Raw genomic sequence first — 26,786 nt, 5'->3', positions numbered from 1 at the left:
ATGTTTTATGTGAAAGAACCTCTTACGGAGAGCTTGGAAGTCCATGTGGAAATCAATGATGAGAATGTATTCTGCCATTGCCCGGTCTGTGGGAAAGAGGTGCGTGTAGATCTTGAAAAAGTGCTTGGAAGCGGGGAAGGGGACCTTTGCGGGACATCTGTCCTGTGCGATGCCTGTTCCCGGGAACTGTTGGGGGTGCGCCATGGAGATGGATCTGAAGCGTAACGGGGAGCATTACCCGGACCCCACTGCCTTCAAAGCCATCCGGAATGCTGTGCCACCCAAATTTCCGTTCCGGCCGGTGGTGTATGTCTGTTCGCCTTATTCCGGGGACATTGAAGCCAATGTGAGAAAGGCAAGGCGGTACTGCCGGTATGCCGCAGACCATGGGTACATTCCCCTGGCTCCCCATCTTCTGCTGCCCCAGTTCCTGGACGAAAAAACGGAACGGGACCTGGCCCTTTTTATGGGAATTGCCCTTTTGTCCAAGTGTGCAGAATTGTGGGTGTTCGGAGAAACCATCTCCCAGGGGATGGAACTGGAGATCCGCCAGGCGCAGAAAAAGAGAAAACCCATCAAGTACATCAATGAGGTGATCTGATTGAAATTTACGTTATTTACGGCATCCTGTACGGGAGTGGAATCCAACTGCCGGTATCCCACCAAACGGGAAATCCAGGATGCCCAGGATTTGAAAGAAGCAGCCCGATTCGACCATGTCTGTGGTGCTTATAAGAACAGCTATCGGAGCCGGGATAATTTCCTCTGGTCCGATGTGGCCGTGATGGACTGTGACAATGACCATACGGAAAATTCCCCGGAATGGGTGACGGGAGAAAAGTTCCTGTCCCTGGTACCTCAGGTGGCTGTGGCCATTGTCCCTTCCCGGAATAACGGAAAAGCCAAAGACGGCCGGATAGCCCGACCCCGGTTTCATGCCTATTTCCCTATTCCGGAACTGCAGAACGAAAAGCCTACACGGCATTGAAGCAGGCCATTCGAGAGCAGTTTCCTTTCTTTGACGGAAAGGCCCTGGATGCGGCTCGGTTCCTTTATGGCACGGATGTTGAGCCGCAAGATATCCTCTGGCAGGAAGGAGAGAAGGCCATAACTGAATTCCTGACAGGGCGGGAGCCTGCGGAACATGAGCAGATGGAGCCACCCCTGTACACGGGGAATTCCATTCCCGAAGGCAGCCGCAACAACACCATGTCCCACTTTGCCGGCCGGGTGCTGAAACGGTATGGGGATACGGACAAAGCCTATGAAGCCTACCTGCAGAGGGCCGCGAATTGTGAGCCGCTTCTTCCGGAGAAGGAGCTGGAAACCATCTGGAAAAGTGCCCTGAAATTTTACAGGGACAAGATTGAAGGCAGTGAAGGGTATGTCAGTCCGCAGGAATTCAACAATCCCTATCCCGGATGGAGCGAGCCACTGCCATTATCACGTTTCACAATGGCTCCATTTCCGGTCGATGCGCTGCCGCAGCCGATTGCTGATTATGTGAGGGCCGTAGCGGAAAGCACACAGACACCTGTGGATATGGCGGGGAGCATCGTACTTTCCGTACTTTCGACCTGTCTGCAGAAGAAATACCGGATCCAGGGAAAGCCTGGCTGGGTGGAGCCGCTCAACACTTATGTGATTGTAATTGCCCCGCCGTCCGAAAGAAAGTCATCCGTCCTGCATCTCATGCTGCAGCCGGTCAACGATTACGAGACCGAGTATAACAAGCAAAATGCTGCCACGGTGGAGGCCGGGAAGATGCAGAAACGTGTCCTAGAACGCAGGCAGAAGGCGCTGGAAGACAAGGTCGCCAAGGGAAATGCCGAACCGGAAGAACTGAAACGTATCGCGCAGGAGGCCGCTGACTTTGAGGAAGTAAGCCCCATGCAGCTTTATGTGGATGACATCACCACTGAAAAACTGGTAGCCGTCATTGCCAAAAATCACGGCCATGCAGCTCTCATTTCCAGTGAAGGAGGTATCTTCGACACCCTCTCCGGTATCTATACGAAGACGGTCAATATCGATGTCATGCTGAAGGGGTACTCCGGGGATACGATCCGTGTGGACCGTATCGGGCGCGAGAGCGAAAGCATTATGGATCCGGCGCTGACGATTCTCCTAATGGCACAGCCGAACGTGGTCTCTGCCGTATTGAGCAACACCACATTCCGGGGACGCGGCCTTACGGCGAGGTTCCTGTACAGCATGCCAGTCTCGTCAGTGGGAAAAAGGAAGTATCGGAGTAAAGCTGTGACGGACGAAACCTACCGCGGCTATGAACAGCTTGTGGTGAATCTCCTGGAAGATGAGTATCCGGAAAAACCGCAGACCATCACACTCTCTCCGGAAGCGGACAGGGAGCTTGAAGCCTTCGCAAACTGGCTGGAGCCGAAGCTCACAAACGACTATGCAGAAATGGCTGACTGGGCAGGGAAGCTCGTCGGCAATGTACTGCGCATATCCGGACTCCTTTGCAGGGCTTCCGTTTACCAAAGCCATGACTTTCTTATGGTGCAGGATGCCTTGTCCGTCACCGGGAAAACCATGTCGGATGCGATACGCCTTGGGAAATATTATCTCAACCATGCACAGGCAGCCTATTCCGTACTGCCGGAAAATGACATGTACGAGAACGGGAACCTGATCCTCCAGAAAATCAGGGAGCGGCGTCTCACCGCCTTTGACAGGCGGGAAGCTATGCGCATGTGCCGGAGATTTAAGACCGTGGACAGCATCCAGCCGGTTCTGGACTTCCTTGAGGATTACGGGTACATCATGCAAAAACCGCAGAAATACTCAGGCACGGGCAGGCCACCACTGCCCAAATATGCCATCAATCCCTGGTTGAAGGAGCATTGACTGGGTTCTGTCCTTTTGTCCTGAGGTTGTCCTGATTTTTGTGGTCAGTCTCAGAGCAGGCACCATGCGGGTTTCCGGCTTTGTCCTTTTTGTCCGAAAACTATAAAAAAGTAAAAAGTACTTACTTACTCTATATATTATTCTACTAAAAAATATAAAAATATTTATTTAGGGACAAAACAGACAAAATGGACAAAACCCGGAAAACCAGAAAATACGGGGGTTTTAACACTATGGGTGATGAATCAGAGGAAAAAATGGCTGATGGCAGAAAGGACAAAAGTTATTTTGCCCGCTGCCAGAAAATACTACGCGAATGGGGAGCACCGCTCTCAGGATGGCATTGCCAGGAAGTTTATGATGTACGAGAAGATGACATGGAGACGCCACTTCACACCTGTGAGCTCTGCGGCTGCAGGAAGGTACGGTTTGTGCATGTGATGGGGCATCCTGACTACTTTGAGAATGTAGCCGTTGGCTGCATCTGCGCCGGAGTCATGGAAGGGGATATCCTTGCCGCCAGGGAACGGGAACGGCTTATGCGGAACCGTTCCAAACGGAAACGCAGTTTTCCAGGACGCAAATGGGAGCAGACCTCGCATGGCTGGCGTCTCACTTATCACGGAGAGCAGATTCTCATTGGACGCAGCCGCCGCAATCCGAAACATCTCGGCGTGAAGTGCCGCGGTAAGTGCATCTGGACCTATAAGGGGAAGCCCATCAGAAACTTTCTCTCCGCCGCCTACGCCGCATTTAATCTTGTTGACCCAATACCGGAGGTGAATCATGAAGAATGAAAAGCAGATAGAGCAAAAGCTGGTGACGGAAACGAGGAAGAAAGGCGGACTGGCTGTGAAGTTCGTTTCCCCTGGATATGCTGGTATGCCAGATCGGCTGGTTCTTCTCCCTGGTGGGAAGCTGGCCTTTGTGGAAGTGAAAGCACCGGGGAAGAAACCACGGATGCTGCAGGTGAAACGGCACGAAAAACTTCGGGAGCTGGGGTTCCAGGTGTTCGTCCTGGATGCCACAGAAGATATCCCCGGGCTGCTGGAGACCATTGCGGAAGGAGGTGATGCCCAATGAAGTTCATACCCCATGCATACCAGACCTATGCCATCGAGTACATCAAGACCCACCCGGTGACGGCGCTCCTCCTGGATATGGGCTTAGGTTAGGCAAGACAGTGACCACCCTGACCGCCATCCGGGATCTGATGTACGATTCCTTTGAAATCCATCGGGTTCTAGTGGTGGCCCCCTTACGGGTAGCCCGGGACACTTGGCCGGAGGAGATTCGGAAATGGGACCACTTGAAAGATCTCACTTGCAGCATCGTGGTGGGGAACGTGACGGAACGAAGGCGGGCTCTCCAGAAACCGGTGGATATTTACATTGTGAACCGGGAAAATCTGGTGTGGCTTTGGAAAAACTGCCGGCTGGATTTTGATATGGTGGTCCTGGACGAGCTGTCCAGTTTCAAGAACCAGCAATCCCAACGGTTCAAAGCCATGAAGGCCCTGCGGCCTAAGGTGAAACGGATCGTGGGCCTTACAGGAACTCCCAGCGGTAATGGGCTCATGGACCTGTGGGCCGAATTCCGGCTTCTGGACATGGGAGAACGGCTCGGAAAATATATCAGCCAGTACCGGAACACCTACTTCCAGCCGGACAAGCGGAACGGCATGGTGGTGTTTTCCTACAAGCCCCTGCCGGGAGCAGAGGACGCCATCTACCGGAAAATTTCGGACATCACCGTATCCATGAAGGCCACAGACTATCTGCAGATGCCGGATTTGGTACGTGTGAAAACCGAGGTCAATCTTTCGGACTCGGAGCGGAAGCGGTATAATGACTTCAAAAAGTCCCTGGTGCTGGAACTGCCGGGAGGCGAGGTGACGGCGGCCAATGCGGCTTCCCTTACGCTGAAGCTGACACAAATGGCCAACGGAGCCATCTACACCGATGACGGAAAGACCATCCATCTCCATGATCGGAAGCTGGATGCCCTGGAGGATTTGGTGGAAAGTGCCAATGGGCGACCAGTGCTGGTGACCTACTGGTTCCGGCACGACCGGGAACGGATCCAGGAGCGGATGGAAGCCAGGGAGCTGAAGGAGTCCCGGGACTTTGCCGACTGGAATGCCGGGAAGATTCCGGTGGCTCTCATCCACCCGGCTTCTGCCGGCCATGGGCTCAACCTGCAGCAGGGTGGATCCATCCTGATCTGGTTCGGGCTGACTTGGAGCCTGGAACTCTACCAGCAGACGGTGGCCCGGCTCTGGCGGCAGGGGCAGGAGAGCCGGACGGTCATCGTCCAGCACATTGTGACGAAAGGCACCATGGACGAACGGATCCCGAAGGCCCTGGAGAAGAAAGACAGTTCCCAGGCGGCTCTCATTGAAGCCGTCAAGGCGGATTTGGAGGGAAAAGCATGAACGCGAAAGAGTACTTGCAACAGGGATTCTACCTGGATAAAAAAATAGAGAGCAATCTGCGGGAGGTGGCTGAGCTCCGGCACCTGTGCCTGGGAATCTCCGCAGCCGGGCTGGAAGAAAGCCACAACCCCAACCGGCCCACGGAAGCTCCCTTCGTCCGGACCATCGAGAAGATCTGGGAGCGGGAGCAGAAAATCAACCGGGAAGTGGACCGGCTGGTGGACCTGAAGTATGAGATTGGCCAGGTCATCGACCGGGTGGAAGACGAAGCCCAGCGGCTGGTCCTCCGGGACCGGTACATCCACTTCGATGCCTGGGAGGACATTGCCCGGAGCATGGGCAAAGGAATCCGGTGGGTCTACACAGTCCATGGGGAAGGGATGGCAGCCGTTGAAAAAATTTTGGAGGCGTGCAGTGAATTGCAGGAAAATGCAGTAGCGAAACACTAGAATTCAACAGGCCCTTCGTGGTATGATAGAATCACGAGAAAAGGGAATAAAGACAAGCCTTGCGGGATGTAAAAATCCTACAAGGCTTTTTTCATGCCCGAAAAGAGGTGGCAGCTGTGCCGAGAAAACCGAAACGACCCTGTTCCTTCCCAGGCTGCCCGAACCTGACGGATGGGCGGTACTGTGAGAAGCATCAGAAGATCATCGACAAGCAGTACGAAAAGTATGAACGTAGTCCGGCAACGAAGAAACGGTACGGCAGGACCTGGAAGAAGATCCGGGATGCTTACGTGGCCAGCCATCCTCTTTGTGAAGTGTGCCTGAAGCACGGCCGGTACGTGGTGGCGGAGGAGGTCCACCATAAGAAACCTCTGGCGGAAGGCGGGACCCATGCCTGGAACAACCTGATTGCCCTGTGCAAAGCCTGTCACGCAAGGATCCATGCAAAGAGGGGAGATCGTTGGCACCAGAAAATCACAAGAAAAAATGGACTCTCAGAATGATAAATCTGAAACAAAGTAATATACCCAGGGGGTGTATGAATCTCTGGAAGCCCGGAAAGCCAGAACGGGCGAGGGGTCACGCGCGAAAAAAACGCGTTTTCAAAAAGGGTATTGATCCGGTGAAAAAGGGGGTGTGAAAAATAGCAAAAGACGGAACCATGCGAGGGGGATTGCGGGTGGGCCAGGGGCGGAAACCCAGGGCCCTGCTGGACAAACTGCCGGACAATCCGGGGAAGCGGCCGCTTAAGGTGATGGACCTGCCGGAAGGGGCGGATCTATCTGGAGAAGATATGCCGGAACCCAAAGCCTACATGAAGGAAAAGCAGCGGAACGGCGGGAAGCTGGAGGCGGAAGAAATCTACCGGGAAACCTGGCTGTGGCTCAAAGCCCGGCACTGCGAGAAACTGGTAAGCCCTCAGCTCATCAGCCAGTACGCCATGGCGGTGTCCCGGTGGATCCAGTGCGAACATGCCATTTCGGAATATGGATTTCTGGCCAAGCACCCCACCACCAATGCGGCCATTGCTTCTCCATACGTGACCATGGGCCAGAACTACATGAAGCAGGTGAACCAGATCTGGTATCAGATCTACCAGGTGGTGAAGGAAAACTGCTCCGTGGAGTTTGCCGGCAACACGCCCCAGGATGACGTGATGGAACGGCTGCTGCGGTCGCGGAAGGTATAGCATGACAGCAAGAGAATTCATTTCCCGGCTGAGGGGATATCCCCTCACCAAACAACAGATCAAAACATTACGAGGACAAGCCCTTTGTGGGGACCTGAACGGTGCCCGCAGGGGGCTTGCTGCGATTATAAGGAGAAACAAGGCATGGAGAAAACAACCAAAGAGATGAAGCTCATCCCCATCGATGAGCTGATCCCCTATGTGAATAATGCCCGGACCCATTCCCCGGAGCAGATTAACAAGCTCCGGGCCAGCCTGCGGGAATTCGGGTTCATCAACCCGGTGATCATCGACAAGGACAAGAACATCATTGCCGGCCACGGTCGGGTGATGGCAGCCCGGGAAGAAGGGATCAAAGAAGTGCCCTGCGTCCTGGTGGACTATCTTACCGAAGCCCAGAAGAAAGCCTATATCCTGGCCGACAACCGGATGGCCCTGGATGCCGGATGGGACGAAGAAATGCTGCGGGTGGAAATTGAATCCCTCCAGGGAGCGGACTTTGATGTGAGCCTCACCGGCTTTAGCGATGACGAAATCGCCCATATCTTCGATGAAGAAACAGAAGCCAAAGAAGACGACTTCAACGTGGAAGAAGAACTGCAGAAGCCGGTGTTTTCCAAAGCCGGGGACCTCTGGCAGCTGGGCAAGCACCGGGTCCTGTGCGGGGATTCTACCAAGCCGGAAACTTATACTCAGTTGATGGATGGAGTAAAGCCAAACCTGGTCCTGACGGATCCTCCGTACCTGGTCAACCTCCGGAGTACTTCCGGGAAGATCAGGAACGATGATCTGAACGACCAGGAAGGGTACGAGTTCCTGAAAAAGGCCTTCACCTGCTTCCATGATGCCATGGCGGCGGACGCCTCCATCTATGTGTTCTACGCCACCATGAAGGCCCGGGTCTTTTACGACGCTTTCGAAGATGCCGGTTTCAAAGTGGGAGCTGGCCTGATCTGGAAAAAGCCCAAGGCCCCCTTTATGCGCACCGACTGGAAGTTTAACATGGAACCCATTATCTTCGGCTGGCGGAAAGACGGAAAACACAACTGGTACGGGGACCAGAAACAGAAAGCAGTCTTTGAGTTTGACGGGATCAAGAACAGCAAAGAGGACGGTTTCGGGCACCCCTCCAGTAAGCCGGTTCCCATGCTGGCCTATCTGATCAAGCTGAGCAGCCAGATCAACGGGGTGGTGCTGGACGGATTCCTGGGGTCTGCTTCCACCCTCATGGCCTGCGACCAGCTGGGCCGGATCTGTTATGGGGTGGAGCTGGAACCCAAGTTCGTGGATGTGGCGGTGAAGCGGTACCTGGCTTCCCACGAAGGGGAGCAGGACAGCGTGACCGTCCTGCGAAATGGGAAAACATACACCTACCAGGAAGTTGTGGGCGGAGAAAAATAAAGAACAAAAAGGGCTACATTTTGCTTGCTATTATTCGCCTTTAGAGTGATTAATAACAGTACCAAAATACCCTAAGGAGGTACCAATCATGAAGGTCGAATACAACAGACAAGGTGCAGCGAGAAAAGAACTGGTCCAGGCCATCAGCGCCATTACGGGAGAAAAGGCAAAGTACCTTTTTCTTCCCACCAAGGCTTACCGGATCGTCAGCATTATGGTGTGGAAAAACGGTGCCATGGAATGTGAAGACGGAGAACTGTTCCAGAAGGTGGTAAAAGAACTGGAAGCCAGAGGATTCAAGCCAGAAGAAACGGCTGCAGAACAGGCAGCAACGGAAGAAACTCCGGAACAAGAACCCGTAAAGGAAACGGCAGAACCGGATGCAAACCCGGAACCAGAACTTTCCCAGGAAACGGCTGAACTGGAAGAAGGGACGGAACCTGAAACAGCCCAGGAACCGGAAGAAACTCCTGAGAAAGTCGACACCCTCACCATTTCCTTTCCGGACGATTTCACGGAAGAAGACTTCGAGAAACTTCAGAACCTGGTGGCCTCTAAAGCCGGCCTTTTCAAAAAGGCCCTGGGGACGGATGACCTGACCATCATCCGCAGCGAAGGGAAAATCAACTTCCCCTGGTTCCACGAAGCGGACGGCGCCAAGGTCCAAGCCTACTCCAGACTGGTGAAGGCCCTGTGCCAGTTTGCCAAGAACGCCAAACGGGTCACGGCCAAAGAACATGAAGTCCCCAACGAGAAATACGCCTTCCGGTGTTTCCTCCTGCGCCTGGGCTTTATCGGGAAGGAATACAAGGACTGCCGAAAGATCCTGCTGGAAAAGCTCAGTGGGTCAGCGGCCTTCCGGAACGGAGGGAAAAAAGATGCGGTTTCCCAATAAAGAGCTGCTGGAATTTCTACAGCAGGAATACCCTCCCGGAACCCGGGTACGCCTTACCCGGATGGACGATCCCCAGGCACCGCCTTTGGGTACGAAAGGCACGGTGACCGGCGTAGATGATATAGGGTCCCTCCTGGTGGTTTGGGACAACGGATCCCACCTTAATGTGATCCATGGGGTGGATGAGGTGCAAAAACTGAATAAAGACACGAAATAATTAATAATTATTCTCAAAATCCCTTGCTATTCTGTGCGTTTAGAGTGATATATACACATGCCAAAGAACACACAAACCTAGCGAAAGGATGACGAGAAGGATGAAAGCACTGCACTTCGGGATTGAAATGGAAATGACGGGGATTACGAGAGAAAAGGCTGCCAACCTGATGGCCGGTTTCTTCGGAACAGGACGGGGCACCTATGAAGGCGGAGCCTACGATATCTACACCGCCCTGGATAACCAAGGACGGACCTGGAAAGCCATGAGCGACTCCAGCATCCGACCTCAGAGAAAGGTGGGCGGCCAGATCGAGGGCGCCACCCGGGACTACCGGACGGAAGTGGTAAGCCCCATCCTTTCCTACGACGACATCCCGAAGCTGCAGGAACTGGTACGGACCCTGAGAAAAGCCGGGGCCCTGGTGAACACCTCCTGCGGGATTCACATCCATGTGGGAGCCGAGAAGTTCACCCCGAAAACCCTGCGGAACCTGGTAAACCTGGTGGCCAGCAAGGAAGATATGATCTACCATGCCCTCCAGATCGACGCCCTCCGGGAAGCCAGATACTGCCAGAAGACAGATGAAACCTTCCTCTGGGAACTGAACAAGAAGCAGCCCCGAACCATGGCAGAATTTGCCGACATCTGGTACATCCAGGCACCCTTTGGTCGGGATGAACATTACAACAACAGCCGGTACCACGGGCTCAACCTCCACGCCACCTTCACCAAAGGGACGGTGGAATTCCGGCTTTTCAACGGCACCCTCCACGCCGGGGAAATCAAGGCATACATCCAGTTCTGTCTGGCGGTGGCCCATCAGGCACTGACCCAGAAGAAAGCCTCCGCCAGAAAGACGGAGACGGACAACGAGAAATACGCCTTCCGGTGCTGGATGCTCCGGCTGGGGCTTATCGGGGAAGAATTCAAGACCTGCCGGCTCCACATGCTGAAACACCTCACCGGGAATTCCGCCTGGAGAAACGCCGCCTGAAGGCGGTAGCCACAGGCAGGGGAAGGGGCCGTAAGGCCCTGTTCTTCTTTCTTGTATACTTGCATAAATACACAGAATTCGCTTGCTATTATGTGCCTTTAGAGTGATTAATAGACATGCCAAAGGGGACATCCCCTAAAAGCAAAAAGCACATGAAAGCGAGGAAATACCCATGAGAACGATCATTACCCTGGACGCCAAGAAAATCAGTAAGAAAGCAGCCTGTGAAATGTACGGAGAGGCCGACGTGAACAAAATGATCCGGGAAGCCAAGAAAGCCTTTTTAGAAGACCCGAATGAAGAAAGTACCTGGTGAATGGGAAACGGAATGCTGACCATCGAGTTCCGGTAAAACAGGGGAAGGGCAGGGGCCAAGCAAAGGCCCCTGTTCCAGAAAAAATGAATAAATAAACAGAATTTGCTTGCTATTATCTGCTTTTAGAGTGATATATGTACATGCCAAAAGGCAAAGCACACAACCACAAGGAGGAAAACAAAATGACAAAGATGGAAATGATGGGAAAACTCTACGGGCGCAGCGAGGAACTGGAAAAGAAGTTCGATGCAGCAGAAAAGGTTGGGGATGCCCAGACCATGCAGGCCTGCCGGGATGCCTACCAGGAACTGGTGAAGGAAGTCCAGGCAGAAGGGGAAGACTTCGGGAACATGATGCGGCTTTACAGCGACATGAAAAAGCATGGCAACAGCCTCCTGGACCTTTCCGGAACCTACCAGGAACCGGAAAAGATCCTCAAAGTGTTCCGGGAATTTGGGGTGAAAGAATTCACTTTTTCCTCCACCTGGTCCAGCGCCGTCCAGGTAGCCTGGCAATTTACCCAGCTGGGCTGCAAATTGAAAGGGATGACCGAAATCTACGGATCCGGCCAGAAATTCATGAGCAACGAATACGAAAGAATCCCCGCCTTCCTCTTCAGCCTTTGAGGAACGGGGGACAGCAAGAACCAAGGAGCCTCCGGGCTCCTTTTCTTATACCCAGTAAAAAGAAAGGAGGGAGCCCTATGCGGAAACTCAAAAAGTACAAGCCTACAAAATTCAAAGCCAAAACGTCCACCTACAATAAGGAACTGGCGGATTATGCGGTAGCCTTTATTGAGAGCCTGTGCCACACCAAGGGAACCTGGGCGGGCCATCCCTTCGAGCTCATCGACTGGCAGGAACAGATCATCCGGGATCTGTTCGGTACCATAAAGCCCAATGGCTACCGGCAGTTCAACACAGCCTATATCGAGATCCCCAAGAAGCAGGGGAAAAGTGAGCTGGCCGCAGCTGTGGCACTCCTGCTCTGCTGCGGGGACGGGGAAGAAGGGGCCGAAGTCTATGGCTGTGCCGCAGACCGGCAGCAGGCCTCCATCGTTTTTGAAGTAGCGGCCGATATGGTCCGGATGTGCTCGGCTCTCAGCAAGCGGGTCAAGATTCTGTCCTCCCAGAAACGGATGGTGTTTCGTCCCACCAACAGCTTCTACCAGGTTCTTTCAGCAGAAGCCTATTCCAAGCACGGGTTTAATATCCACGGGGTGGTGTTCGATGAACTCCATACCCAGCCCAACCGAGAGCTTTTTGATGTAATGACCAAAGGCTCCGGGGATGCCCGGATGCAGCCCCTGTATTTTCTCATTACCACAGCCGGGACGGATACCCACAGCATCTGCTATGAAGTCCATCAAAAGGCCATGGACATCCTGGAAGGGCGGAAGCATGATCCCACATTTTACCCAGTAATCTACGGGGCTGGGGAGCAGGATGACTGGACCGACCCCAAAGTGTGGAAGAAGGCCAACCCTTCTCTTGGGATTACCGTAGGGATCGACAAAGTGAAAGCAGCCTGTGAATCGGCCAAAGAGACACCCAGCGAAGAGAATGTTTTCCGTCAGCTCCGGCTGAACCAATGGGTGAAGCAGTCTGTTCGGTGGATGCCTATGGATAAATGGGATGCCTGTGCGTTCCCGGTGCGGGAAGAAGATCTGGAAGGCCGGATCTGCTACGGCGGTCTGGACCTTTCCAGCACCACGGACATTACCGCCTTCGTACTTGTATTCCCGCCTCTGGATGACCAGGATAAGTACTGCATCCTGCCGTACTTCTGGCTGCCGGAGGAGACACTGCCCCTGCGGGTGAAGCGGGATCATGTGATGTACGACATCTGGGCCCAGCAGGGATTTATCCAGACAACCGAAGGAAATGTCATCCACTACGGGTATATTGAAAAGTTCATCGAGAAGCTGGGTGAAAAGTTCAATATACAGGAAATTGCCTTTGACCGGTGGGGTGCGGTACAGATGGTCCAGAACCTGGAAGGGATGGGCTTTACCGTGGTCCCATTCGGACAGGGATTCAAGGACATGAGCCCTCCTACTAAGGAGCTTATGAAGCTCACGCTGGAGCAGCGCATTGCTCATGGAGGGCATCCAGTCCTTCGATGGATGATGGATAATATTTATATCCGGAGAGATCCTGCCGGCAATATCAAGGCAGATAAGGAAAAGTCCACGGAAAAAATAGACGGGGCCATTGCCACCATCATGGGCCTGGACCGGGCCATCCGGTGCGGGAACAATGCTCACGAAAGCGTCTACGATTCCCGGGGACTGCTTTTTGTATAGAGAAAAGCCCTGCTCGTTGTGAGTAGGGCTTACGTTTAGAAATTGATTTTGTTCGTGTTCCAGTAATAAATCATTTCCTTTTCTTCTTTTCGTGGACAAGAAAAAATTTCATTTGAACCACAGTAAATGGCTGAGTATTCTTCTCCACCGCGGTTTGTAAAACGATGTAATTTTACTCCTTTTCGTAACCCAATATCATAGATTTCATGAACTGAATCTCTTGCGTTGATCGTTTTTTCATACAAGAACGTTTTAGCAGAAACGGGAAGCCCGTAATAGGCTTCGATAGAACGGTTATCGTTTGTCAGAGTTTCAGCATCATAGCCTGTGAGTTCAACAAGATTTCGAAGCATAGGGACATCTGGGAAACTTTTCCCAGCTTCCCACTTGTAGATTGCATCGTCTGTTAAATGTAACTGATCCCCTAGATCCTTTTGGGTCAGGTTATTGTTTTCTCGATAGCGTCTAATCTTTTCTCCAAATTTCATATCACATTACCTCCTGTTAGCAAGCATAGTACAAGGCTTTTTTTCTGTCACTAGACGCGAAATCGAGTCGTCAATGGGAAAACCGACTAAAAGTCGGTTGCCAAAAAATAAAAGGAGTCTTTCATGAATTTATTTTCCAAACTCTTCAAATCCAGGGACAAGCCCAGAAACAGCCTTCTGGGCGGCGGGCACTGGTTCTTCTTTGGCGGCTCTTCTTCCGGGAAGGCCGTCAATGAACGGTCCGCCATGCAGATGACGGCAGTCTATGCCTGCGTCCGGGTCCTTTCAGAATCCATCGCAGGCTTGCCCCTCCATCTCTTCCGGTACAACCGGGAAGGAAACGGGAAAGTCCGGGAGTTCCAGCATCCCCTTGCGGGGCTTCTTCACGATGCCCCTAACCCGGAGATGACAAGTTTCGTATTCCGGGAGACGCTCATGACCCATCTTCTTCTGTGGGGCAATGCCTTCGCCCAGATCATCCGGAATGGCAGGGGGCAGGTGGTAGCCCTGTATCCCCTGATGCCGGACCGGATGGAAGTGTGCCGGGATGGGGATGGGGAGATCTACTACCTTTATACCAAGGCCACGGACGAGAATCCGAAAATCAAGGGATATGGCACCGTCCGTCTCCGGAAGGAGAACGTGATGCACATTCCCGGCCTTGGCTTTGACGGCCTGGTGGGCTATTCTCCCATCGCAATGGCCAAGAACGCCATCGGCATGGCCATCGCCTGCGAGGAGTTCGGGGCGAAATTTTTCGCCAATGGGGCCTCTCCCAGCGGCGTCCTGGAGCATCCGGGGACCATCAAGGATCCCCAGAGAGTCCGGGAAGCCTGGCAGTCCCAGTTCGGAGGCAGCAGTAATGCAGGGAAGGTAGCCGTCCTGGAAGAAGGCATGAAGTATTCTCCCATCGGGATTTCTCCGGACCAGGCTCAGTTCCTGGAGACGAGGAAGTTCCAGATCGATGAGATTGCAAGGATCTTCCGGGTGCCCCCTCATATGATCGGGGATCTGGAGAAATCCACCTTCTCCAACATCGAGCAGCAGTCCCTGGAATTTGTGAAATACACCCTGGGGCCCTGGGTGTCCCGGTGGGAACAGGCCATGAGCCAGGCGTTACTCACTCCGGAAGAATGCTCATGTACGGTAAAGAAGCAAGCAACCGAAAACAATAGATAGACCGCCAGCACTACACTATTCCGAACCAAAGACCAAAAGATAAGCATTTTGAGAAAATCTAAACTTTTGGATTTTCCTACAATGCCGACTACGGCGGAATCCCTCCCACTCCTTATATATTTCTTTCTGTATACATTGAATTTGTATTTAGTAAAATGCAGACAACACCACGGATCGGCTTTTGGCTGGACAATTCCAACCAAACACCGCAGCAGACAGTAGAAACCATTCTGAACGTTAGGAAGCCGGTATGATTGTTACATATAAGGGGAAGAAAAATTTCTTTTAGATACTTGTTTTCCTAAAACTGATGTGATATAATAATTCAATTCCAGAAAAGGAGTAAAAAATATGCGGCAAGGTATTCTTAAATAAAACTATAATCAAATAGTGGGAACAAAGGATTATGATAGTCCCTTTTGTAGGGGCTTAGTTTTTTGTACCCAATTTAAGAATACTTTTGCCTTATCAATTTTGACATATCCCCAAAAACAGCACTCACAAACAGGTGTATGCTGTATATGTGTATGTCCGCAAATTATCATCCCCAGTGGTAAAAGTATTTTACTGCTGGGGATTTTTATGCCCTTCGGGGCAGTAAAGGGAGGAAAATCACATGAAAATAATCAATATTGGAATTCTTGCCCATGTAGACGCTGGAAAGACGACCTTGACGGAGAGCCTGCTATATGCCAGCGGAGCCATTTCAGAACCGGGGAGCGTCGAAAAAGGGACAACGAGGACGGACACCATGTTTTTGGAGCGGCAGCGTGGGATTACCATTCAAGCGGCAGTCACTTCCTTCCAGTGGCACAGATGTAAAGTCAACATTGTGGATACGCCCGGCCACATGGATTTTTTGGCGGAGGTGTACCGCTCTTTGGCTGTTTTAGATGGGGCCATCTTGGTGATCTCCGCTAAAGATGGCGTGCAGGCCCAGACCCGTATTCTGTTCCATGCCCTGCGGAAAATGAACATTCCCACCGTTATCTTTATCAACAAGATCGACCAGGCTGGCGTTGATTTGCAGAGCGTGGTTCAGTCTGTTCGGGATAAGCTCTCCGCCGATATTATCATCAAGCAGACGGTGTCGCTGTCCCCGGAAATAGTCCTGGAGGAAAATACCGACATAGAAGCATGGGATGCGGTCATCGAAAATAACGATAAATTATTGGAAAAGTATATCGCAGGAGAACCAATCAGCCGGGAAAAACTTGTGCGGGAGGAACAGCGGCGGGTTCAAGACGCCTCCCTGTTCCCGGTCTATTATGGCAGCGCCAAAAAGGGCCTTGGCATTCAACCGTTGATGGATGCGGTGACAGGGCTGTTCCAACCGATTGGGGAACAGGGGAGCGCCGCCCTATGCGGCAGCGTTTTCAAGGTGGAGTATACAGATTGCGGCCAGCGGCGTGTCTATCTACGGCTATACAGCGGAACGCTGCGCCTGCGGGATACGGTGGCCCTGGCCGGGAGAGAAAAGCTGAAAATCACAGAGATGCGTATTCCATCCAAAGGGGAAATTGTTCGGACAGACACCGCTTATCCGGGTGAAATTGTTATCCTTCCCAGCGACAGCGTGAGGTTAAACGATGTATTAGGGGACCCAACCCGGCTCCCTCGTAAAAGGTGGCGTGAGGACCCCCTCCCCATGCTGCGGACGTCGATTGCGCCGAAAACGGCAGCGCAAAGAGAACGGCTGCTGGACGCTCTTACGCAACTTGCGGATACTGACCCGCTTTTGCGCTGCGAGGTGGATTCCATCACCCATGAGATCATTCTTTCTTTTTTGGGCCGGGTGCAGTTGGAGGTTGTTTCCGCTTTGCTGTCGGAAAAATACAAGCTTGAAACAGTGGTAAAGGAACCCACCGTCATTTATATGGAGCGGCCGCTCAAAGCAGCCAGCCACACCATCCATATCGAGGTGCCGCCCAACCCGTTTTGGGCATCCATCGGACTGTCTGTTACACCACTCCCGCTTGGCTCCGGTGTACAATACGAGAGCCGGGTTTCGCTGGGATACTTGAACCAGAGTTTTCAAAACGCTGTCAGGGATGGTATCCGTTACGGGCTGGAGCAGGGCTTGTTCGGCTGGAACGTAACGGACTGTAAGATTTGCTTTGAATACGGGCTTTATTACAGGCCGGTCAGCACGCCGGCGGACTTCCGCTCATTGGCCCCGATTGTATTGGAACAGGCATTGAAGGAATCAGGGACGCAACTGCTGGAACCTTATCTCTCCTTCACCCTCTATGCGCCCCGGGAATATCTTTCCAGGGCTTATCATGATGCACCGAAATACTGTGCCACCATCGAAACGGTCCAGGTAAAAAAGGATGAAGTTGTCTTTACTGGCGAGATTCCCGCCCGCTGTATACAGGCATACCGTACTGATCTGGCCTTTTACACCAACGGGCAGAGCGTATGCCTTACAGAACTGAAAGGGTATCAGGCCGCTGTCGGCAAGCCAGTCATCCAGCCCCGCCGTCCAAACAGCCGCCTGGACAAGGTGCGCTATATGTTTCAGAAGATAATGTAACGTCTTGCGCAATGCAAGCGTTCATTGCTGGCTATTGCGAAATATCATTGATAAAATCAGTATCAGAGAGGAGAAACTATTTTGAACCAGGAACAGACGAATATTACAACAGGAAAGCAAATACGTCATCTGCGAACACAATTGGGAATGACACAGGAAGAACTAGCCGGGGAATTGAATGTTACCCGGCAGGCACTATCGAATTGGGAGAGAGATGTTAATGAACCCGATTTAAATATGTTGAAAAAAATTTGCTTTCTTTTTGGAGTCAACATGGACGATTTTGCGAAGGAGGTAATAACAAAGATGGAAACATATGAAAAAAAGGAGAAACGACAATTTAATAAGTACGATATGGCAATTGGACTTTTTTATGGTGTTGGTATATTTCTTGGCATTGGTATTTTCTTTGTTGGCGGTTTTATGACAATGTCAGGTGCAGGGTGGGGAGCATCACTATTTGGCGGTGGCTGTTTTTCTCTTGTATTTGGCTTGATATGCCATGCAGTTATTACATTGAGAAGAAATGACAAATGATGACATATCCTGCTTTCTATACTTTTCGGTAATACCGAGTAAAAAAAGCCGCTGCTTTTGGCTTTCCAATAGCGGCGGCTTAATGCAAGCGGCGGCAAAGGGAAATATCCTTTGAATACCTTACAGAAGAAAAGTTTTGCAGCATTACAAAAATAAAAGCCTATACCATTTTGGAAAGAAAAGATACATAATAGTCAAGACGACAACAATCAGAAGTTATGGAGGGTAACAATGGAATATAGTAAGGAAGATTTAATGGAAGCAAAAAAGCAAATTTTGGGAGTGGGAGAGAACATGGGAACAGAGGAAAGTAAAAAAATCTGGGAGGAGAACGCACAATTTTGGGATAATGCAATGGGTGACGAATCTAATGAATTTCACAGAGAGGTAGTGCGCCCCAAAGTAACGGAACTTCTATCTCCTAATCCTGCGGATTACATTTTGGATATTGCGTGTGGCAATGGAAATTATTCTTCGTATCTTGCACAAAGAGGTGCTTCGGTTGTCGCTTTTGATTACAGCAAAAAAATGATAGAATTGGCTAAAAGACGGCAATCACAATATGCAAAACAAATTGAATTTTGTGTGGCGGATGCGACCGATAGAAAAAGTATATTAGAATTAAAAAGAAATCGAGCCTTTACGAAAGCAGTTTCTAATATGGCAATTATGGATATTACGGACATTGAACCACTTCTTATGGCTGTTTATGAACTGTTGCAGGAAAGCGGAATTTTTGTCTTTGCAACGCAACACCCTTGTTTTGTCACGTTGACTGAAAAATATATGACACCGCACAGTTACTATGATATAGCGATTGAAGGGCAACCGAAAGAGCAGATTTATTATCATCGTTCCATACAAGATATTTTTAACCTTTGTTTTAGAGCTGGATTTGTCATTGATGGATTTTATGAAGAATGTTTCAAAACCAACAAAGAAATTCCTATGGTAATGATAGTAAGGCTTAAGAAGGTAAAACGTGATAGCTTAAAATAAATTCAAGTTTGTCGGGTAAATAGCAAACCCAGCCGAGCCAGTCAACGATAAAATGAACGCCGCTTCGCGCCGTCGTTGACAGCCCCGCCCGTCTTTGCTGGTAGGCAATCAAGGGGCGACAGCAAGGAGTACTGCCGCCCCGCACTATTATTCAGAGAGGGGGAATTTCCATGAACGACCAGAAAGCCTACCAAGAGTATATCCAGCGCAGATACAACGCCTTTTGCAAGGCTGTTATCCGCTATGCCTGGCAGCGTCCGTCCGTGCCGGAATTATGTAGAGCTCCACATAATTCTGTTGCATTTCCCTGCCTTTTATGATACTATTTTGATACTAAGAAAATTAACAGCCGAAAATAACAGGTAAAATATTAACAATTTTGCGAATATTTTGCTTGCGAAAACACACCAGATGTAACTTCATATACTTGAATTTGTCGAGGAAGAATGGTTCCGGACCTTCCAGACGAAAAGTGCCCTGGTGGACCGGTGGTACAAGGAAGAAACGGATGAATTGGAGAAATCCAAGGCGGCTAATGAGAACTATGAACGGGACAAGACCCGTCTGGCAGAACTGTATGCCCAGAAACGTCTGGATGCCCTTTCTGAAGAACAGGCCAAAGCCCGGGAACTGATGAACAAGGCCCGGGATCTGTCTTTCGATGCGGTGACGGCGAAACTCACTCTCTACGGTTCCAAACAGGAACAGGAAGTCATGAAGATGCAGTCTGACATGGAAAAAGCGGTGGCTTCCATTGATGACAAGTACGCCAAGCTGTCCCAGGACTTCATCAGCCTTACCAGTACGGAAAAGGCTGTGTTTCTGAATGCTTTGAAGGAAAAAGGCATCGCCTACGAACAGGCTAGCGCCAACGAAATCGCCTTTGAAAAACAGGTCAACCTGGAAAGGGCAGCGGCCTACAAAAGCTACATGGATGAACGAAATGCCTACTTTGCCCAGGGAAAAGACATCCAGGCGGCCCTGGATGAAGCCTACAACCAGAACTCCCTGGCCATGCTCCAGGAGACTCTCACAGCAGAAATGGCCCTTCGGCAAAGCAACATCGATGCGGAAAAGTCTCTCATGGATACCTACCAGGAAGCCTATATGAATGCCCATATGGGAACCCTGGAACTCATCGCGGACATGGCGTCCACCACCTTAAGCGGTCTGGAGACAGCCTTTACGGATATCCTGACTGGGGCCAAGAACGCCAAGGATGCCTTCCTGGATCTGGGAAAGGCCATGCTGAAAACCATCGCCAGCTATTTCTCCCAGATGCTGTCCGGGATGCTGGTGACGGCTCTCTTCGGGGATAAGCTCAATGCGGCCAGTGCCGCCAAGACGGTGGCTCAGGGAACGGCAGCGGCCGGGGCTCTGGCTCCTGCGGCCTGGCTGAAACTGGTCATCGACCCGTCTGCAGGTCCCATCGCTACGGGCCTTCTGACGGGAGGTACGTCCGCGGCAGTGGGCATCGGCATGGCAGCAGCTGCGTCCAATACGGCTGCCGGTGCGGCCCAGGGAGCGGGGAAGACTCCTCATTATGCCAAAGGCGGCTATTTTACAAGACCTCTTATTGGTGTCCTGGGGGATGCCGGTGACGAAGTGGCCTTACCCCTGAACAGGGCGGTGTTCGACAGCATTGCCGAAGGCATCACAAATTCCAGCGAATCTACGGACAACCGGGAAATGAACACCACGTTCAACAACTACGGAGACATCAACAACGCCGCAGATCTGGATGATCTGATGGATGGCTTCACCGATGCTGTCCTGGCAGGACTGAGAGGAGCGTAAAGCCAACCGTTGGAACAATTTTACTTATACCTGAATTTAATAGCTTTCTACAAGGGCGCCGGAAAACCGGCTGCCCTATCTTTATGCACAAAAAGGAGAGATGCACGATGAAGAACATGAAAATGATGGCAATGACTCTGGCCCTGGTAGCTGGCATTGCGGGAACGGCTTTTGCTACTGACATCCGCGAAATCGTGGGGGATCCTGGAACTGGAATCACGGATCGGAACCCCACCTGCTACCAGAAACGGATGGTCAATGGACACCTGATTGAATCCTACGTGGAAAATGATGTGGCCATCACCAAACAGGATGGTGACGTGGTAATCCGGTATGCAATTAATCATGGGGACTTCGTTCCCTTTGATCAGGATTCCAACAACTGATAAAAAAAGGTAGTGGGAACCAGGAGGTGAAAGAGCATGTTTCCGGAAAGAAAAGAAAACGAACAGAATTTTACCATCACCAAAGACGGGGTGGAATACAAGCTGCCGGTCCATTGGAGCCTTACGGACAGCGGCAGCTATACTTTTCGGAGCAAGCTCCAGTCCCGGGCCTTTGCCCATGGAAGTGATGCAGTGGGGGATGGAAAGATTGACGGACGGACTCTCCAGGTGGAGTTTTCCATGGAAGGTGCTACGGAAGAAGACCATGACGAAGTGCTGAACGAGGCCTACACCTTCTTTGGCCAGACGGATTATTCCCTGATGGCGGGAAGACCGGACCGGGTCTACCATGTAGCCTGTTTGTCCAAGATCAAGCACAAGTTTGAGAACGGTTTCAAACAGAGGCGGAGCAACATCACAGTATCCCTGCTTTTGGCAGACCCGTTCCGCTACGAAGCCCAGGAATCCCGGGTGGTGTTCGTCTTTCCCCAGGCCACGGTGCAGGCAGAAATGGTGCTCCACAACCTGGGGAGCGTGGATACGCCTCTCACTTTCCGCTTCATTCCCCTGGACCGGATGACGAACCTTACGGTCTGGCACCAGGAAGCCAAAGAGAAGTTCACCCTGACGGATGCCCTGCTGGTGGCTCCCAAGACCTCCATTGTGAATGGCCGGGAAGGGACAGTCTGGCGGGATAAAGACAACAGCATCAATGCCTTTACGGGCACCTTCCTCCATGCCAAACCGGGAGCCAACCTCTTTCTGTACACAGGAGGAGCGGGCACGGTGGAAATTACCTATACCAACAGGTGGTTTGTATGACGAATTTCATCTTTGGACGGGGCCTGTTCGGCCGGTGGATCTTTGCCGGTCCTACTGGGGCCGGTGAAGGAAACAGCGACCGGGGCAAGGTCCATGAGTACTATCCCGGCCAGTTCGTGGTCTATGCCTACAAAAAGGACGGGACCCGGACGGCTATTTTTGGCGGGGGCAGCGAGGCCAATGCCCTGAATGAAGTGACCTTTGAAATCACCAGCACCGGCTGTGGCCAGTGCCAGATGACCTTTTACCGGCAGCCGGATAACGCCCAGCTGGACTATATGCAGCGTATCGACATCCACCTGTACGGAGACCGGAAACCCTGGTACAGCGGGTACATCATCAGCCGGCCTATTGAAGGGACTACGGATACCAAGTTCGTGTACAAAGGCTATGGTTTCTACAACCGGCTGGAGAATGTGATGCTCTGGAAGACCTATGAGAATACGGACGTGGGAGATATCGTCCGGGACATTGCCCGCCAGGTGGAACGGCAGACCTTGCAGGTGGTCTACAACGACAGCAAGATCCAGAGCGTGGGATACCGTCCCACCAAACTGGTCTTTGACGGGGTGACGGTGAAAGAGGCCCTGAATACCCTGGCGGACTTTGCCGTGGATTACGTGTACGGAGTGGATGAATACCGGTGTCTGTACTTTCGCCGCAGAGAGACAGCAGTGAACGAACAGGCCCGTCTTACGGTAGGAAAACACATTACTTCCTACACCCCTTCCTGGGATGTGTCCAAACTGGTGAACTGGGCTCGGATCAAGGGGGGCAGCGTGGACGACCAGGGCGAGCAGTGGCTGTGCGTTGTGGAAGATAAGGAAAGCCAGAACAGCTACGGGGTCCACCAGGCCGTCTGGAACCTGCCGGAAGCCTACGATGCCGCCGATGCCAAAAGGTGGGGCGAAAACCAGATCAGCCAGTACAAGGCTCCTGTGAAATCCGCCAAGATCAGCGGGGTGCGACTGGAGTACCCTTACCCGGACGGGACCTTCAACGTCCGACATATGTCTACTGACGGGCTGGCGGAAATCCGAAGGCTGGATGGGAATGCGGATACCTATCCTATCAAGAAGATCAAATACACCCTCTCCGGGGAAAAGGGCATCAAGACCGAAATGGAGCTGGGCGAGCCCCAATTTTCCGTGGACCGGTATCTGTCAGAAATCGAACGGCGGTCCAAGGATATCGAGCAGTCCCAGTCTTCGGTCCTGAAGCAATGGAAAGGAGGAAGCTGATGGCCATCCATGATTATCGATTCAATCCCTTTGAAAATACCTTCGACATCAAAAAGATTTTTGACGAAACTCATGTAATCCCTACTAACAGTCCCTATACCATCCGGCTGGCGGAAGTTCCCCAAAAAACATCGCCCACCACACTGCAAGTGAAATATCAAAATGGGGTGCTCCTGACGGAAGTGTCGGAAGAACCGGCCCAGGGACAGTACTGGCCAGATTACCTGACTACGGAGCACGGCATTGAAGGGTGGAATACCGGGACCCTGAAGTTTTCTGCCGCAGATGCAGGAAAAACAGTACAGGTTACCTATAACGGGATGGGAACACTGACCGATGATCGGCTCATCGATCAGGTGGAAATTGCGGTTACTTCCAGCACACAGGCGGACAAGGATGCTCGGGTGATGGGCTTGAATTCCTGGGACGTAGAGACTGGACCTACATCGGCACCAGGACTGCAGTCCATTAAGTCTGCTTACCATATCCGGAAACACCGGGGCATCCCGGCAGGGACCTACACCCTCCGGCGCATCCTCCAGGAGCTGGTGAACCGGTCCCATACGGAAGAATACTGGAAAGAGAATTCTCAGTGCAACTGCAACTGTAACTGCGATTGCAGTGATGATTCGGGAGGCGGCTAAGATGCTGGTTATTGACGAAAATAAGAACATCCAGGTGTCCCAGTACGACACCTTTTCCATCCGGTTTCGCTTTACCAACTACAAACTGACCCATGCGGACAAGGTGGTTTTTGCCATCAAGAAGACTACCAATTCCTCCGAAGTGGTCTATTCGGACAATTTCTACAATCCGGGCAATAATTTTGTAGATGTGGCAGTTCCCAAGGGAGCCCTGGATTCCCTGGAGCCTGGGGCATACATTTACGATCTGGCCATTATGAACAGCGAGACGGAACGGATCCTTACTTGCTTCTTTACGAAATCTTTCATCATCAAGGGGGTGGCCCATAATGTCTGATGCGTCCAATGTAGAAGTGACGCTGACCGTTCAGAACAATAGTGAAGTGGAAATGGGGGATGTGGTGGACGGGTACGCAGCGGATCAAGCCCGGGAATACCAAGAGAAGGCCGGGGAGTATGCGGCAGATGCCCTCAACAGCAAGAATATGGCGGAAGCCTGGGCGGAGAGTGACAGTGCTCCTGCAGGGGAAGGTACCCGTTCATCTAAAGTTTGGGCAGATACAGCCAGACAATGGGCAGAAAGCATCTCGGAACCGGACGGGGTTTCCGGAGCAAGGTCCTCCAAGACCTGGGCGGAAACAGCCCGGGCCTGGGCCGAAAGTGATGCAGCACCGGATGGAGTTTCCGGGGCCAAGTCTGCCAAGACCTGGGCAACGATTTCTTCCCAAAAAGCGGCCGAAGCATTCACCAATGCCAAGGCAGCGGATACCAGTGCCAAAGCTTCTGCCAGCAGTGCGGTTGCAGCCAAGATGTCTCAGGAAGGAGCCACCACCCAGGCTACCCTGGCACGGCAAAGTGCCGAAAGTGCTGGGGAGAAGCTGGCCCAGATGCAGATTGACCTGAAAGTGAAAGCAGATGTGGACAGCCCGGTCCTTATGGGAACGCCTGTGGCACCGACCCCTGACAATAATGCCCAAAGTACCCAGATTGTCAATGTGGCCTATGTGAAGCAGAAAATTGCCGAACTGGTCAATGGCTCGGATGCTTCTCTGGATACCCTGAAGGAGCTGGCGGACGCCCTGGGAAATGACCCGAACTTCGCCACCAGCATCATGGCGGCCATTGGGAAAAAGTTGGACGCTACCGCAATGGCCCAGGCGGCTTTGGCCGATGGGAAGGGAAACAACATTGCAGAGACCTATGCCACCAAGGCGGAACTGACTGGAGAAACGGCAACTCTTGCTGCCGTAGCGAAAAGTGGCAGCTATACGGATCTTTTGGATAGACCGATTATCCCGGACAAAACCAGCCAGCTTACCAACGACAGCCGGTTTGTGGCAACGGATGAAACGGGGAATGTGACCTTGACCGGTACGCTGACGGCTGCGAAAGTCTACAACGCGGTGTATAACGACTACGCAGAATTCTTTCCTCGGGGTGGCGACACCCAACGGGGCGATATCATTGCCCTGGATGAAACCACTGGGAAAGAGCAGTATGGCCGGGCAACCTCCAGCAGTCAGTGTGTGGTGGGAGTCCATACAGAAGATTTTGCTTCCATCATTGGCGGCCGGACCCTTTCTCCAGGAGATGATATTCTGAAAACCAATCTGCCCACTTATATCCCGGTAGCCCTGGCCGGCCGTGTGCCCGTCCGCATGTACGGGAAGGCCAGAAAGGGCGGTTGGGTCATCCCTTCGGAAATGCCGGGGGTTGGCCGGATGGCTCTTCCAGGGGAAAGCATTACCCAGACTGTGGGACAGATCGTGAGGGAGGATACCGCAGAAAACGTTCGGCTGGTGAAGATCATAGTAAGGAGTGGAAGATGAAGTACGTAAGACGGAACATCAATACGGTATTCCTCATGTTGGGGAATTCCTGCAACATGAATTGTGCCTACTGTCTGCAGCATCCTTTGGTGCATAAAGCCCTGACCCGGGAAGTCAATCCAGAAATTTACGACTTTCTGGAAGAAGTAATCAATGAAAATACAAGGCCCCTCCATCTGCAGTTTTATGGTGGAGAACCTCTTTTGTACTTTGAAACCATCCAGGAAGTGGTGGCTGCGGTGAAACAGCGAAAACTCCCTATGACCTTTGGGATCATCACCAATGGACGGGCACTAACGGACGAAATGGTCCGTTTTTTTAATGCCCGGAATTTCACGGTCTGTGTTTCCTGGGATGGGCCTCATGTGAAGGAAACGAGAGGGTACGATGTGTTTTCCGTGCCGGAAATCCGGGAACGGATCCTGGCCCTGGAACATCTCTGTCTTTCTGCGGTTCTTTCCGCCAAAGCCTATCCCAGGGAAGTCCTCCAGGCTTTCCAGCAGATTTCGGAAGAGTACAGCGCCATCCATGGCTACCAAATTGCGGTGAACCTGGATGAAATCATGGATACCGGCCTTCCTAAGAAGGACCTGCTGGCTATCGACTACGGACGGGTAGCGCGGGAGATGAAGGAAATGACCCTCCGGTTCCTGGATGGCTTCGGGAAAAGGGTCCCTCTAGAAAGGTACACAGAAGAAGCTTACATCCGCCAGTTATTCCATGCTTTGAAGGAATTCTACCTGACAGGAAAAGGAAAGTGGAATCGGTATACTGCTGCCTGCGGGAATGGTCTCACGGTGCTGAATCTGGATCTCCAGGGAAATCTCTACCCTTGCCATAATACATCCCGAAAGGTTGGCACCATCCGTGATGGTTACTTTTCGTATTTGCAGCGGATCCTTGCGGGAGATCATACTCGTGAACACAGAAAAGAGTGCTTATCCTGCACGGCCCTCGCCTTCTGTCAGGGCGGCTGCAAGCTGGTGGGGGACAAAGCCCGGAAGGAATCCTACTGCCGGCTCAAGCGGGCCGTTTTCACTCCGGTCCTGATAGCCATCCAGCAGTACGGGCAGAAGCTATTGGAGAAGAACCATGGCAAAGAACGGAACCATCAATAAAACTTCTTTTACAGATACGGCTGCTCTTGGGGATACTAGCGAGCTCAAAGTAAAGGCCATTCATGTGGCGGAACTGCAGACAGCCCTGGCACAGCTCGCTACCTACGCGGCCAACGTGGACAACTGTGGGAACTGCGTG

29 protein-coding genes and 2 pseudogenes are annotated in these 26,786 nt (G+C 52.0%); 30 read left to right on the top strand and 1 reads right to left on the bottom strand.

The genetic code is table 11. The features are described from left to right. The 17 genes and pseudogenes from ACTQY1_RS09105 to ACTQY1_RS09025 all read left to right on the top strand — a co-directional run bounded on the left by ACTQY1_RS09105 (position 1) and on the right by ACTQY1_RS09025 (position 13,071). A complete protein-coding gene (locus ACTQY1_RS09105) occupies positions 1-225 on the top strand; it encodes a hypothetical protein (RefSeq protein ID WP_441374091.1) in 225 nt (74 codons plus the stop codon). Then, positions 203-601, top strand: coding sequence for a DUF7768 domain-containing protein (locus tag ACTQY1_RS09100; RefSeq protein ID WP_441374090.1), 399 nt, complete (start codon positions 203-205; stop codon positions 599-601). The genes ACTQY1_RS09105 and ACTQY1_RS09100 overlap by 23 nt, the downstream gene beginning before the upstream one ends. Continuing rightward, on the top strand, positions 602-988 hold the full coding sequence (locus ACTQY1_RS09095; protein WP_441374089.1) for a hypothetical protein: 387 nt from the start codon (positions 602-604) through the stop codon (positions 986-988). It abuts the gene before it with no gap. After that, a complete protein-coding gene (locus ACTQY1_RS09090; RefSeq protein WP_441374088.1) occupies positions 985-2,868 on the top strand; it encodes a DUF3987 domain-containing protein in 1,884 nt (627 codons plus the stop codon). Before ACTQY1_RS09095 ends, ACTQY1_RS09090 begins: the two co-directional genes overlap by 4 nt. A gap of 233 nt (positions 2,869-3,101) precedes the next feature. Next, on the top strand, positions 3,102-3,665 hold the full coding sequence (locus ACTQY1_RS09085; RefSeq protein ID WP_441374087.1) for a hypothetical protein: 564 nt from the start codon (positions 3,102-3,104) through the stop codon (positions 3,663-3,665). Then, positions 3,655-3,951, top strand: a complete 297-nt coding sequence (locus ACTQY1_RS09080) for a VRR-NUC domain-containing protein (protein ID WP_441374086.1) — start codon at positions 3,655-3,657, stop codon at positions 3,949-3,951. The genes ACTQY1_RS09085 and ACTQY1_RS09080 overlap by 11 nt, the downstream gene beginning before the upstream one ends. Further along, positions 3,948-5,302, top strand: a pseudogene (locus ACTQY1_RS09075) (SNF2-related protein). Before ACTQY1_RS09080 ends, ACTQY1_RS09075 begins: the two are co-directional and overlap by 4 nt. Continuing rightward, the gene (locus tag ACTQY1_RS09070) at positions 5,299-5,751 is read left to right on the top strand and encodes a hypothetical protein (protein ID WP_317423120.1); all 453 of its coding nucleotides are present in this window, start codon (positions 5,299-5,301) and stop codon (positions 5,749-5,751) included. Before ACTQY1_RS09075 ends, ACTQY1_RS09070 begins: the two are co-directional and overlap by 4 nt. Positions 5,752-5,867: 116 nt before the next feature. Then, positions 5,868-6,254: an HNH endonuclease gene (locus tag ACTQY1_RS09065; protein ID WP_441374085.1), complete on the top strand. Its 387-nt coding sequence runs from the start codon at positions 5,868-5,870 to the stop codon at positions 6,252-6,254. A gap of 158 nt (positions 6,255-6,412) precedes the next feature. Beyond that, the gene (locus ACTQY1_RS09060; RefSeq protein ID WP_343299405.1) at positions 6,413-6,940 is read left to right on the top strand and encodes a P27 family phage terminase small subunit; all 528 of its coding nucleotides are present in this window, start codon (positions 6,413-6,415) and stop codon (positions 6,938-6,940) included. Between the two features lie 144 nt (positions 6,941-7,084). Beyond that, a complete protein-coding gene (locus ACTQY1_RS09055; protein WP_441374084.1) occupies positions 7,085-8,341 on the top strand; it encodes a site-specific DNA-methyltransferase in 1,257 nt (418 codons plus the stop codon). A gap of 88 nt (positions 8,342-8,429) precedes the next feature. Continuing rightward, positions 8,430-9,236 (top strand): virulence, encoded by an 807-nt coding sequence (locus ACTQY1_RS09050; protein ID WP_441374083.1) that lies wholly within the window; start codon positions 8,430-8,432, stop codon positions 9,234-9,236. Continuing rightward, positions 9,220-9,453: a DUF4314 domain-containing protein gene (locus ACTQY1_RS09045; RefSeq protein WP_105325872.1), complete on the top strand. Its 234-nt coding sequence runs from the start codon at positions 9,220-9,222 to the stop codon at positions 9,451-9,453. The genes ACTQY1_RS09050 and ACTQY1_RS09045 overlap by 17 nt, the downstream gene beginning before the upstream one ends. Before the next feature lie 100 nt (positions 9,454-9,553). Next, entirely contained in the window at positions 9,554-10,450 is an 897-nt protein-coding gene (locus ACTQY1_RS09040) for an amidoligase family protein (protein ID WP_441374082.1), read from the top strand. 172 nt (positions 10,451-10,622) lie between these two features. Further along, positions 10,623-10,766, top strand: coding sequence for a hypothetical protein (locus ACTQY1_RS09035; RefSeq protein ID WP_441374081.1), 144 nt, complete (start codon positions 10,623-10,625; stop codon positions 10,764-10,766). Positions 10,767-10,948: 182 nt separating this feature from the next. Continuing rightward, positions 10,949-11,392 (top strand): DUF7698 family protein, encoded by a 444-nt coding sequence (locus ACTQY1_RS09030; protein WP_441374080.1) that lies wholly within the window; start codon positions 10,949-10,951, stop codon positions 11,390-11,392. Positions 11,393-11,469: 77 nt separating this feature from the next. Then, on the top strand, positions 11,470-13,071 hold the full coding sequence (locus ACTQY1_RS09025) for a terminase large subunit (RefSeq protein ID WP_441374079.1): 1,602 nt from the start codon (positions 11,470-11,472) through the stop codon (positions 13,069-13,071). A 35-nt stretch (positions 13,072-13,106) separates the two neighbouring features. On the opposite strand, the gene ACTQY1_RS09020 is transcribed toward ACTQY1_RS09025, so the two are convergent. Next, entirely contained in the window at positions 13,107-13,559 is a 453-nt protein-coding gene (locus ACTQY1_RS09020; RefSeq protein ID WP_441374078.1) for a helix-turn-helix domain-containing protein, read from the bottom strand. A 123-nt stretch (positions 13,560-13,682) separates the two neighbouring features. Here ACTQY1_RS09020 and ACTQY1_RS09015 point away from each other — a divergent pair. The 13 genes and pseudogenes from ACTQY1_RS09015 to ACTQY1_RS08955 form a co-directional block, all read left to right on the top strand. After that, positions 13,683-14,693, top strand: a pseudogene (locus ACTQY1_RS09015) (phage portal protein); the annotation flags it as partial. A gap of 661 nt (positions 14,694-15,354) precedes the next feature. Next, positions 15,355-17,274, top strand: a complete 1,920-nt coding sequence (tet(W), locus tag ACTQY1_RS09010) for a tetracycline resistance ribosomal protection protein Tet(W) (RefSeq protein WP_441374077.1) — start codon at positions 15,355-15,357, stop codon at positions 17,272-17,274. 81 nt (positions 17,275-17,355) lie between these two features. Then, entirely contained in the window at positions 17,356-17,811 is a 456-nt protein-coding gene (locus ACTQY1_RS09005) for an XRE family transcriptional regulator (protein WP_001071126.1), read from the top strand. A gap of 231 nt (positions 17,812-18,042) precedes the next feature. Further along, entirely contained in the window at positions 18,043-18,810 is a 768-nt protein-coding gene (locus ACTQY1_RS09000; RefSeq protein ID WP_000456787.1) for a class I SAM-dependent methyltransferase, read from the top strand. A 170-nt stretch (positions 18,811-18,980) separates the two neighbouring features. Further along, complete coding sequence (locus ACTQY1_RS08995; protein ID WP_154420622.1) at positions 18,981-19,130, top strand: hypothetical protein; 150 nt, start codon at positions 18,981-18,983, stop codon at positions 19,128-19,130. A gap of 193 nt (positions 19,131-19,323) precedes the next feature. Then, positions 19,324-20,607 carry a hypothetical protein gene (locus ACTQY1_RS08990; RefSeq protein WP_441374076.1) on the top strand — a complete coding sequence of 428 codons (1,284 nt, stop codon included), beginning with the start codon at positions 19,324-19,326 and terminating at the stop codon, positions 20,605-20,607. A gap of 107 nt (positions 20,608-20,714) precedes the next feature. Then, a complete protein-coding gene (locus ACTQY1_RS08985) occupies positions 20,715-20,993 on the top strand; it encodes a hypothetical protein (protein WP_441374075.1) in 279 nt (92 codons plus the stop codon). A 36-nt stretch (positions 20,994-21,029) separates the two neighbouring features. Further along, entirely contained in the window at positions 21,030-21,815 is a 786-nt protein-coding gene (locus tag ACTQY1_RS08980; protein ID WP_014128911.1) for a phage distal tail protein, read from the top strand. After that, positions 21,812-23,056 carry an XkdQ/YqbQ family protein gene (locus tag ACTQY1_RS08975; protein WP_441374074.1) on the top strand — a complete coding sequence of 415 codons (1,245 nt, stop codon included), beginning with the start codon at positions 21,812-21,814 and terminating at the stop codon, positions 23,054-23,056. Before ACTQY1_RS08980 ends, ACTQY1_RS08975 begins: the two co-directional genes overlap by 4 nt. Continuing rightward, positions 23,056-23,700, top strand: coding sequence for a hypothetical protein (locus tag ACTQY1_RS08970; protein ID WP_441374073.1), 645 nt, complete (start codon positions 23,056-23,058; stop codon positions 23,698-23,700). Before ACTQY1_RS08975 ends, ACTQY1_RS08970 begins: the two co-directional genes overlap by 1 nt. Position 23,701: 1 nt before the next feature. Continuing rightward, the gene (locus ACTQY1_RS08965; RefSeq protein ID WP_074707598.1) at positions 23,702-24,037 is read left to right on the top strand and encodes a hypothetical protein; all 336 of its coding nucleotides are present in this window, start codon (positions 23,702-23,704) and stop codon (positions 24,035-24,037) included. Beyond that, positions 24,030-25,529, top strand: a complete 1,500-nt coding sequence (locus tag ACTQY1_RS08960; RefSeq protein ID WP_441374072.1) for a hypothetical protein — start codon at positions 24,030-24,032, stop codon at positions 25,527-25,529. Before ACTQY1_RS08965 ends, ACTQY1_RS08960 begins: the two co-directional genes overlap by 8 nt. Beyond that, positions 25,526-26,647 (top strand): radical SAM protein, encoded by a 1,122-nt coding sequence (locus ACTQY1_RS08955; protein WP_441374071.1) that lies wholly within the window; start codon positions 25,526-25,528, stop codon positions 26,645-26,647. Before ACTQY1_RS08960 ends, ACTQY1_RS08955 begins: the two co-directional genes overlap by 4 nt. Positions 26,648-26,786: the final 139 nt, after the last annotated feature.

This window comes from Acidaminococcus sp. HCP3S3_G9_1 (assembly GCF_052122455.1).
Classification (GTDB): Bacteria; Bacillota; Negativicutes; order Acidaminococcales; family Acidaminococcaceae; genus Acidaminococcus.
This window is presented reverse-complemented; position numbering and strand designations above follow the sequence as displayed.